Raw genomic sequence first — 9,199 nt, forward strand, 5'->3', positions numbered from 1 at the left:
TCTCCCAGCAGATCACAGCAGCAGAGTCCGGCCATCCCACCACACACCGCTGACATCACACTCAGTCAGCCCTCCACGGAAAGTGAGCCAGAACCCGATCTTGCGAACTGTTTCGACGAGCAGGACCGATCCGGCCTGGGTGACGACCTGGCGGCCGTCGTCCTGGACGCGGACACGGGGATAGGACCCGATAGGGTGCTTCACCTGGGAAGTGCCTCTGGCTTCAGCGGGAACAAGGACCTAGACAATCCTCATTCTTGCTGGACAGAGGCGCTTTCCGCTTTCCTGACCGCCTGTCGGACAGCCCGCTTCATGAAAGCCCGAGGCTAGGGCCGCTCAGCGCTGCCTACGCCTGCACATACGCGAAGACCCCGGCCTCAGCGTTTCCGCTGGTGACGGGGTCTTTGGGCACCTCATGCTGGGTGCCCCCGGCAGGATTCGAACCTGCGCACACGGCTCCGGAGAGCATGCTGATGACGTCCTCGACTATGGCTCTGACCTGCAAGGTAGCCGCTCGGGGTGCGTGAACTCCACTCGCTCACACGCCCCTCACACATGCGCGGCAGAGAGGCACGAGATCACCTCCGCCTGTTTAGGCCCGGGGGCAGGCGACGACCTGAGGGGCTGCAACACCCCGGGGTGTTGCAGCCCGCTACCCAGGTCGGACAGGTGGGACACTGGTGAATCCCGCTGTCCCACCCATTTCTGCAGGTCAGAGGTCTAGCCGGACAGTCGGACACGACACCTGGCGTCCTGTCTCGGAGCGCAGATGCCTTTGTCTTTGCGCGTAGGCCGTTGTCAGTGCGTTCCCCTAAGACTTGTCCCGTAACTGCTGGTCACGGGTGAGATGATCTTGGTGTGGCTGGTGTGATCACGGCGTCGGAGCCGTCCTGGATAACGCCGTTCACGGGGCTGAGCCCGCGTCAGTTCGGCAAGGTTCTCACCGCGTTGCGACGCGAGGGCGCGGACCCGGTCCGCAAGGGCCGGCCCTGGAGCCTGCCGCTGGAGGACCGGGTCCTGCTGGTCGCCGCGTACTGGCGAACCAACCTGACACTGCGCCAACTCGCGCCGCGGTTCGGGGTGTCGAAGTCTGCGGCGGACCGCATCGTCAACCACCTTGGGCCGGCGCTGGCACTGCAGCAACGCAAGCGGTTCCGGAAGGACACGGTGTTGATCGTGGACGGAACCCTGGTGCCCACCCGGGACCACAGCATCGCCGAGCAGTCGAAGAACTACCGGTATTCGACCAATCACCAGGTCGTCATCGACGCTGATACCCGGCTCGTGGTCGCCGTCGGACGGCCGCTGCCCGGCAACCGCAACGACTGCAAGGCGTGGGAACTGTCCGGCGCCAAGGACGCCGTCGGTAAGACCACCGTGATCGCGGACGGCGGCTACCGGGGCACCGGTCTTGTCATCCCGCACCGCCGCGAGCGGGGCCAGACCGAACTCCCAGCCTGGAAAGAAGAACACAACACCTCCCACCGCAGGGTCCGCGCACGCGTCGAGCACGCCTTCGCCCGCATGAAGACCTGGGAGATCCTCCGCGACTGCCGTCTGAAAGGCGACGGCGTCCACCACGCCATGCTCGGCATCGCCCGACTGCACAACCTCACTCTGGCCGGATGACGGAGAAACGAGCAGGTCACCCACCACGTCAGAGATCATTTACGGGACAAGCCTTAGCTTGAGGCCATGGTCGGTACAGGCGAGAACTTCACTCACCCCGGCGAGCGGTCGGCGGCAGGCCAGCCCAGTGCGGGCGCCCAGCGTCGTGCGCTTGACTCCGGACCTGCTCCGACTGGCACAGTCGGAGCAGGTCTCAAGTCTGGCTGCCGAGCTGGGCGCGCGCTGGAGCATCGTGGAGAGTTCCTTTGCTGCCGGCGTCGGGCGCAGCCTGGTCGAGGAAGGTGTCACGGTCGACTGGGACACACTTAAGATCACCGACAAACGTCGACGCCGCTCGGTGACCGGCATCGTTGAGGCAACGGTCGGTTTTCAACACGGTCGCTGCCTGATCTGCGGTCAGGTCTTGGCCTCGGGGGACGCCATGGCTGCCGACCATGTCTTCCCGTTCTCCCTGATGCGTCGCTTGGGCAGCGTCGGATCTTGGCGCGTGCGGCCCAGACCTGGACGCTCTTTGGAACCTTGCTCCTGCGCATGTCTCCCGCAACGGAGCCAAGAGTAATCGGCTTCCCACCCTGGCCGAACTCGCCCGCCTTGCAGCGCGAAATGAGGCAATCATGCAGTCCCCGCACCCCTTGCGCCGAACGCTGCAGCTCAGCCCGAAACGTGCCCTCGTGGATCGAATTCCTGAGAGCAGTGCAGACAGCGGTTTAATTCGGAACGAGTCGTTGGGATTCGCCCGCAGGTCACCGGCCGCAGCACCCTGCGCCCGGCAATTAGAAGATGCGGGCGGCCCTTGGTAGCGTGGACCGCCGGTACCTTGCCAGTGCCGTGCTGTGCTGTGCTGTCGAGTGCCGTTGTCTTCCGCCACCGTTGCCGTCAGCACAAATCAGGCTCCTCTCTCCGTAAAGCCATTGGCGGGGCGACGAACAGGGCACCGTTCGGAGCGAAACGAGTCCTACAAGCGTAATCTGCCATATGCGGTGGGTTTATCGCCGCACCTCCCAGATGCGACACGTCGCTTGGCGGAGTACGTTGATGGAGGATCTGCATCGGTGAAGGCGACTCGCGCGTATTGCTTGAAACCGTTAGGGGTGCGGCATGCGCACACTACTGGTATCCGCCGTTACAGCCGGACTGCTGGCTCTTCCCGGACTAAGTGCCTGGCTGGCACAGGCTAATTTGAGTGCCGCCTCGGACATCACTCCATCTCTGAGTAGAGAAGGAACCGGAAGTTCCCCGTTCTCCTGCTCGGTTGTTTCCGGCGTCCAGCAGAGTTGCGGCAATCCGATAGAGGTCCCTGCCGGTGACAGCCTCTACGTGCGCATCTACGACAGCGGTGACGTGTGGACTGCCGACTTCATAGCACGGACAGCAACCACATATCTCAACACCGCCCAGGAAGTCGATGTTTCAGATGACACGGCTACTTTCGTGTGGAGGAACGATACTGGTTCCACGGTAACGGTGTACGTGGACGCACGAGCTTCCTACGAAGATGATTCCGGAAGCCTTGAAGGGGCCTACCTCGTTGCCCCGTTCTGACGTTAGCTTGCGGCGGTGTTCCGTTACCGTCGAAAGAGGTGAGGTGTCCCGGGAGGTGTTCCCACCCGCCAGGGGGCGGCAGCGGGGGTCGTGCTCCCACCGCTTCACGCAGCGCCCCAGCTAGTGCTGCACGCCACGCTTCGGCGTTAGGTCGTGATCACCCTTCTCATCCTGAGACAGCACGAGGACGTGGAAGAGGAGCAGAAACATGCGAGCACATCGCGCCAAGGGCGCCTTCGCCTGCGTTGCGACCTGCTTCCTGCTGGTCGGCGGAACCGCAATCAGCACGGCAAGTACGGCCGCTGCAGCCGCCCCCGCCGCGACGACCGCCTCGGTTCCCACGAGCGGTAAGTGCACCAAGTGGCAGTGGGCCTATGGCTACTACGACGAGAACCACACGTGGCATAAGGGCCGCTGGGTCTGCAAGGCCGTGCGGATCGACTGATCAACCTGCGCTCCCACTGACGCTTTCGGCGGAACCAGAGGCGCGTCTATAGCAGGCAGCGGCCGAGTCCGTAGGTAGTCGGCGGCCTGATGAGCACCGCTCTAGCCTCGATCTTTCGTAGGGGTCCGTCGACGGAGTCGGCGGACCTTTTCGCTTTCCGGGGCGGGTGGTGAGCAGTCTGGTGGCCCCACTGCCGCGTCGGGTGGGCGCCGGGTTCCACTGACCGGGTCGGGCGGTGCTGTCGTAGGGATGGGGAGTCTGCTGGTCAGCCCGGGTTGGGCAGGAGCACGAGTCGTTCGAGGGCGGCGGTGATCTCGCCGGTCCAGCACGCCGCTCACGGTGGGCTGCAGATGGACGCGCAGCCACTGGCCCAGCTGCTTGTCGTTGACCGCGTTCAGGTCGATGCCGACCATCTCGATGGTGTCGCTGACGCCGTAGACGAGCAGACCGCCGCGGGTGTTGGCCATAGCGGCGACGTCCTTGGCGAACTCGTTCCACTGGCCGGGAACTGGTGAGGCCGGCGGCAGGGCCTCCTTCCAGTCCAGGTCGTCACTCTCGCCGAGCTTCCGCTGAACGGCCTCGGCGACCATCTCGTACGTCACCGGTCCCGGCGGGTGGCCGAGGAATTCGTGCAGCCGGGTCCACGATCGTGCCATCCGGGCAGCGTAATTCCCGGAGGGTGAGCACGCTTGGGGTTTTGACAACAGAAAGCCCGTGGACGCGGCCCCGGTGATCCGCCAGCCGCTCTCGGCGAACGACGCCTTCGGCGACTCCGTGCCGGTCCGGAACTCGCTCGAGGAGGCGTGGGAGAAGGGCATCCTGCCGTGGAAGGCACCGACGGCGCGCACCTACATGCGAAGGCGCTCCCCGGAGCGCGGCATCCCGGTACCCGAAGGCAAGCTGGAGGGGCAGACCGTCCGGTACACCGAGGACGAACTGACGATCTGGCGTGCGGCCTGGGAGAAGCAGGCCGGCCCCACCACCGGCCGACCGCCCGCACGTCCGGAATCCGTGTCACGTTGACGCAGAGTGAGCGTGACAGGAGCGTCACGCTCACACCGAAAAGTGTCACGCCCGGTGTCACGCCGCCGCAAATATGCCCCCTTTTATTCTTTTATGAATGCCTGCAGAGCCTCCAGGCTGGCTTTCGAGCCGAGGGGAGCGTGACAGCCGGATCGGGCCTCACGCGCGCTCGGGGACAGCACGGAACGTAGTCGCGGCCCGGGTTCTTCCGGACTGCTCCCCGGCCTGGTTGCCCGGCGATACCGTGGTGAGCAACGCCAGTTCTGCCCTCAGGAGCCCTCGATGAGCGAACAGCCGGCTTCCGGCGACACCGCCCGACAGCAGTTGGAACCCGCGGCCGCCGACGCGGTCCGCGCATACGCGGCCAAGACCCGCGCCGACGCCGACCGGTTCGCCGCCGTCCTGGAGGACATCGCCACCAACGGCCTGCCCGACCCCGAGCAGTGCACCCCGTGGGAGGAGCTGCGCGAGGCCCACCTCGCCCGCCTCGCCCGGCAGCGCCCGGCCGTCGCCTGATGGCCCCGCAGCACGGCCCCCGCCGCGCCCGGATCGCCTTCTCCGACTCCGCCGCCAAGCAGCTGGAGAACATCACCAGCGAGGCGGAGATCCACGCCCTGGACCGCGCCCTGGTCGTCGTCTCCGTCGACCCCGACGTCGGCGAGCCAATCCCCGGCGACACCGCCGGCCCCCAGCTGCGCGAGTACGCCGACGAAGTCGAGCGCGTACGCCTCCTGTACTGGGTGACCGCCCTTCGAACCGTCGTCGTCGTCGCCTACCTCGAGGTCTGACCCGCGACGTCCTGGACCAGGCCGACCGCGCGCTGCCGGCACGGCGGACCTCTCCGCATGTCCGTCGGTTGGTGAGGGATCGGGTCTGTCACCTGATGAGGGATCGCTCGCGTACAAGGAAGACCTAGGACTAACTGACCAGGTGACGGGCGCGCTCGCGTACAAGGAAGACCTAGGACTAACTGACCAGGTGACGGGCGCGCTCTTCCTCACCCGCCGTAGGCGAAGTACCGGAAGTACAGCCGGGCAGACCTCGCAGCCGAACCCGCCGCCCGCCTTGCACCCTTGCACCCTGACCTCCGGACGCTGCGCCGGCGGTTCGGTGCGGGCCCGTCCGGAGGCGGCCTTGCACCCCATTGGTAGGTACTACAGGTAGTTAGTACCTATGTGCGGCTTGTAGATCTCTCCCCCTGAGGGCGAAGCTCGCAGCGCGGGCGCTCTCCACCCGCCGCCATCTGCACTGAGTCCCACCCGCCCGCCCGGCACACATGATCCTTCCCGGCGCTGCGCGGCCATCTGCGGCGCTCTGACGCCCTCCGGGCTCCCGAGCGACGATCAAGGCCCTGAAGGCGCTCACAGCGGTGTACACCGCTTCGGGCGGCGGTGAATCCGCCCTGTCCCTCGGCGGGCCCCACGACGGGCGCCACGCCCTCCCTCCTCGGTCGCCGCTTCTCGCTGCTCCCGGCCCGAGCTCTGCTCTCAGAGGGAAGGAAACTCAGCCCGCACGTAGGTACTACCTGTAGTACCTACCAATGGGGTGCAAGACGCGTTTTTTGCTCCGCCAGGCCGCGACCGCCGACGGTTGTCACCGGCCGAGTGCAGCGCCTCGTGCTGCTCGGTCGCGACGTCCTTGCTGCTCCTGGTGGTGAAGGGTGCAAGGCGTCTGCTGCACGTCCGGTGAGGAGTGCAGCGCAGCATTCGCACGGTCCAGGCGGCATACGGGTGCTGCGCGGGTAGCAAGGCCGCCCTCACCCGTGCAGCGGTCGGCCTGCTGCCATGAAGACGGCTACACGGTCGCGGCTGCTGCAACCGGCGAGCCAGCGGGTCGACCGCTGCCACACGAGCAGGCCCGCAGCGCGCACTCGAAGAACACGCCGACGTCGACGGCGGCGTCCCGGCGGGTGACCTCGTACAGCGACTTCGTCGCCTCGAAGGCGACCACGGCACGTCCAAGTGGTGGGCGAAGCCGAAGTGGTGCGCCCGGCTCTGTTCCGCGGTCACAGCGGGGCCGCCGGAGTCGTCGTCGGTTGTTCTGCTGCTCCAGAACGAACCGGTTCACCTGGTGCTACCGCGCCTCTCGCTGGGAGCCGCCCGATCGCGACCCGACACTCGCTGCTCCAGCTGCGCCGACCGAGCTGATGGCGATCGGTTTGGCCCTGTGCGGGAGAAACTTTGTCCACCGGGACGGGGACCTTTGGTGTCGGCGGCGACACCGGGAACACCAACGGTGCTGCACCCATGGAGGGCGCAGCACCGATGTCCGTGTAAAGGTGCCGACCGGGTCAGCCGACGGCGTGCAGCGAACCGCGCCTCTTGGCGGCCGCAGCCTTCTTCGCGGCGGCCGCGGCCGCACGCTTCTTGCGCTGCTCGGCGAGCTGGTCCTGATAGGCGGCGACGGCCCGGTGATAGTCCGCCACGTAGGTCTTGCTGTCCAGCCGGTCCGCCTTGGGCATCGCCTTGACGGCGTCCAGAGCATCCTCGGGGGAGTTGTAGCCGGCCAGCATCGGGTTGATCTGATAAACGCCGTTGCGGACCTTCTTGACGAGCTTCGCCAGCTCTAGCTCCCGCAGTGCGGCGTTCACGCTGGGGCGGCTCAGCCCGAGCAACTCCCCGAGGGTGGCCTGGTCCATCGCGATCCGGCCGCCGGCCTCGCTGCGCGCCCGGAGTTTCAGCAGCGCCCGGTAGGCGGCGGGTGGCAGGTCCAGATCGGCGAGAAGACCATCGGCGTTGGTCGCCGACCACTTCAAGGTACTCACTGGGCTGAACCCTCCTCCTGACGCTGCGCACGGGCAAGCCGGCGTGCAGCGCGTTCCTCGGCCCGCTGCTTCCGCAGTTCCTCGATCGCCTCGCGCATGTGCTCCAGCGACGGGAACCGCACGAGATCCGGCAGACTCTCGTCCCTGCGGATCTTCGCGATCGTCTGATCCTGATCAACCTGCACGTACTCAGCCTCGACCAGCTCCGTGCCCGGGATGAACTCAGCTACACGGTACGAGTAGGGCGGGTTGAACTGGTAGACGCCCCGGCGCACCTTGAAAACGATGCCATGGCTCATGATCTCCTGAAGCGCCTCGTTGATCTTTGCGCGAGGCACGTCCAGGACTGTTGCCATCTCCTCCTGCGTCAGCCGGATCCGCCCGCCAGCCTTCTGGCAGGCGATCAGCAGCAGGATCAGCCGCAGCGGCAGGGCCTCGCGGAAGTACTGCGCGATCAGGAAGAAGAACTCCAGCGAGTCCATGGAGAACGCCTTGGGGCGCTCTGGGGTGTCGTAGAACTCCATCGGTTTGCGCTCGCTGCTAAGCGAGAGCTTCCGGCGGGGGTAGCGGCGAGCGACCGAGTCGAGGTCCTCTACCGGCTCCACCGGCTTGGACCACGCCTGAATCTCATCACCGGGAGGCAGCTGTGTACGGCGCGGCGCGCGCTTCGGTGCGGGACGACGGCGCTGCGGCTCCGGTGTCACGAGGCTGCTCTCCACTCCGCTGATCTTGGACGGCAGCAGTATGTCAGCCACGCCGACAAATATGTCGGTCACGCTGACATTCCGGCGTGTTGTGTCCCCCCAGGGGGGACAGATCTCCCCCTCCAGGCGACGGCGGACCGCTCGACGGAACGCCGTCGCGAACGTCGGCCTGGCTGACGTTCCGCACCCAAAAATGTCGGCCTGGCTGACATTCGGTCTGCGATGTGACTCCTCAGGAGGTACACATCGCAGACGTTCTGTACCTCCTGAGGTGACAGATCTCCGGATATGCAGGCCCCTGACCAGCAGGTTCTTGATCCGCGTAAGTATTAGGTGGCTGAGGTCCACCTGCATGCGCCGACCGGACCCTCCCAGGCTGAGCCGGCTTCGCGTGCGGGCCCGTGGGCCCGCGCAGACCGGAGGCGGCACCAGCGGCTCTGAGTCTCGGGCCGTACCGACCGTGACGAACAAGCACCAGAATGCGGGGCCAGCCTCCGTGACGGGTTCCGCCGCCCGGCCCGAGGGGCCGTTCGGCTCCGGTACCTCCGCACGCCTGAATCAATACTTTCTCATATCTGAGGTACCGTTCTGTGGCTGGCCCGACGCGGCTCAATTCGTAATTTCTCGCGTCACTGATCGACAAAACGCGGCCGCTGACGTTTCATCAAATCGTGCGACACCTAGGTGTGGTTGGGGGTGTCCTGTCTTTCCGCCAACGGTACATGCTGCATCAATCTGATGGCGCGCTACACTGGAACTCACACGAACGAGAGACCCCCACCCCTCGTAGCTAGCCCGGCCCGCGTCAGCGGGCCCAACGGTTCTGGAGGCGCAGCCGGAGGGACCGTCAGGCGAGGGAGCGCAGCGGACCCGCCGGCCAGGCTGGAGCGAAGCGGAAGCCTGGTAGCGGGACATAGTCCCGCCGGTCCGGGAGCGCAGCGGACGGACCGTCACCCTGCCTGCGCAGCAGGCAGGGTGTGCGGGTGGCGTAGCCACCCGCCAGCGTCTCCCGCGGAGCGGGAGCGCAACACCCGCGCGCACCGCGGGTGTTCGCTTGCACATCGCGCAGCGATGTGGTACCCGCTCCGCGGG

The 9,199-nt window shown here is 66.3% G+C and carries 10 protein-coding genes; 6 read left to right on the forward strand and 4 right to left on the reverse strand.

Annotated elements, in window-relative coordinates:
- Positions 1-858: 858 nt before the first annotated feature.
- From ACZ7FF_RS44555 to ACZ7FF_RS44565, 3 genes are all read left to right on the forward strand, one after another.
- Positions 859-1,629 carry a transposase gene (locus tag ACZ7FF_RS44555; protein WP_470820434.1) on the forward strand — a complete coding sequence of 257 codons (771 nt, stop codon included), beginning with the start codon at positions 859-861 and terminating at the stop codon, positions 1,627-1,629.
- A 1,098-nt stretch (positions 1,630-2,727) separates the two neighbouring features.
- Positions 2,728-3,171, forward strand: a complete 444-nt coding sequence (locus ACZ7FF_RS44560) for a hypothetical protein (RefSeq protein WP_470820436.1) — start codon at positions 2,728-2,730, stop codon at positions 3,169-3,171.
- Positions 3,172-3,379: 208 nt separating this feature from the next.
- Entirely contained in the window at positions 3,380-3,616 is a 237-nt protein-coding gene (locus ACZ7FF_RS44565; protein ID WP_470820438.1) for a hypothetical protein, read from the forward strand.
- Positions 3,617-3,717: 101 nt separating this feature from the next.
- On the opposite strand, the gene ACZ7FF_RS44570 is transcribed toward ACZ7FF_RS44565, so the two are convergent.
- A complete protein-coding gene (locus ACZ7FF_RS44570; RefSeq protein ID WP_470820440.1) occupies positions 3,718-4,272 on the reverse strand; it encodes an AlbA family DNA-binding domain-containing protein in 555 nt (184 codons plus the stop codon).
- A gap of 58 nt (positions 4,273-4,330) precedes the next feature.
- Here ACZ7FF_RS44570 and ACZ7FF_RS44575 point away from each other — a divergent pair, with 58 nt between their 5' ends.
- From ACZ7FF_RS44575 to ACZ7FF_RS44585, 3 genes are all read left to right on the forward strand, one after another.
- Positions 4,331-4,639 carry a hypothetical protein gene (locus ACZ7FF_RS44575; protein ID WP_470820442.1) on the forward strand — a complete coding sequence of 103 codons (309 nt, stop codon included), beginning with the start codon at positions 4,331-4,333 and terminating at the stop codon, positions 4,637-4,639.
- Between the two features lie 282 nt (positions 4,640-4,921).
- The gene (locus ACZ7FF_RS44580; protein ID WP_426602319.1) at positions 4,922-5,155 is read left to right on the forward strand and encodes a hypothetical protein; all 234 of its coding nucleotides are present in this window, start codon (positions 4,922-4,924) and stop codon (positions 5,153-5,155) included.
- The gene (locus tag ACZ7FF_RS44585) at positions 5,155-5,427 is read left to right on the forward strand and encodes a hypothetical protein (protein WP_437076418.1); all 273 of its coding nucleotides are present in this window, start codon (positions 5,155-5,157) and stop codon (positions 5,425-5,427) included. Before ACZ7FF_RS44580 ends, ACZ7FF_RS44585 begins: the two co-directional genes overlap by 1 nt.
- Positions 5,428-6,433: 1,006 nt before the next feature.
- Here ACZ7FF_RS44585 and ACZ7FF_RS44590 read toward each other — a convergent pair.
- The 3 genes from ACZ7FF_RS44590 to ACZ7FF_RS44600 form a co-directional block, all read right to left on the reverse strand.
- Positions 6,434-6,589, reverse strand: a complete 156-nt coding sequence (locus tag ACZ7FF_RS44590) for a hypothetical protein (protein ID WP_470820445.1) — start codon at positions 6,587-6,589, stop codon at positions 6,434-6,436.
- A gap of 340 nt (positions 6,590-6,929) precedes the next feature.
- Positions 6,930-7,403, reverse strand: a complete 474-nt coding sequence (locus tag ACZ7FF_RS44595; protein ID WP_266478542.1) for a helix-turn-helix domain-containing protein — start codon at positions 7,401-7,403, stop codon at positions 6,930-6,932.
- Positions 7,400-8,158 carry a hypothetical protein gene (locus tag ACZ7FF_RS44600; protein WP_470820447.1) on the reverse strand — a complete coding sequence of 253 codons (759 nt, stop codon included), beginning with the start codon at positions 8,156-8,158 and terminating at the stop codon, positions 7,400-7,402. Before ACZ7FF_RS44600 ends, ACZ7FF_RS44595 begins: the two co-directional genes overlap by 4 nt.
- Positions 8,159-9,199 lie beyond the last annotated feature (1,041 nt).

This window comes from Streptomyces sp. NPDC037126, from assembly GCF_055605965.1.

Coding starts and splice junctions, on each gene's coding strand:
- ACZ7FF_RS44565 (WP_470820438.1), top strand. CDS start 3,380: ATGCGAGCACATCGCGCCAAGGGCGCCTTCGCCTGCGTTGCGACCTGC.
- ACZ7FF_RS44580 (WP_426602319.1), top strand. CDS start 4,922: ATGAGCGAACAGCCGGCTTCCGGCGACACCGCCCGACAGCAGTTGGAA.
- ACZ7FF_RS44570 (WP_470820440.1), bottom strand. CDS start 4,272: ATGGCACGATCGTGGACCCGGCTGCACGAATTCCTCGGCCACCCGCCG.
- ACZ7FF_RS44585 (WP_437076418.1), top strand. CDS start 5,155: ATGGCCCCGCAGCACGGCCCCCGCCGCGCCCGGATCGCCTTCTCCGAC.
- ACZ7FF_RS44560 (WP_470820436.1), top strand. CDS start 2,728: ATGCGCACACTACTGGTATCCGCCGTTACAGCCGGACTGCTGGCTCTT.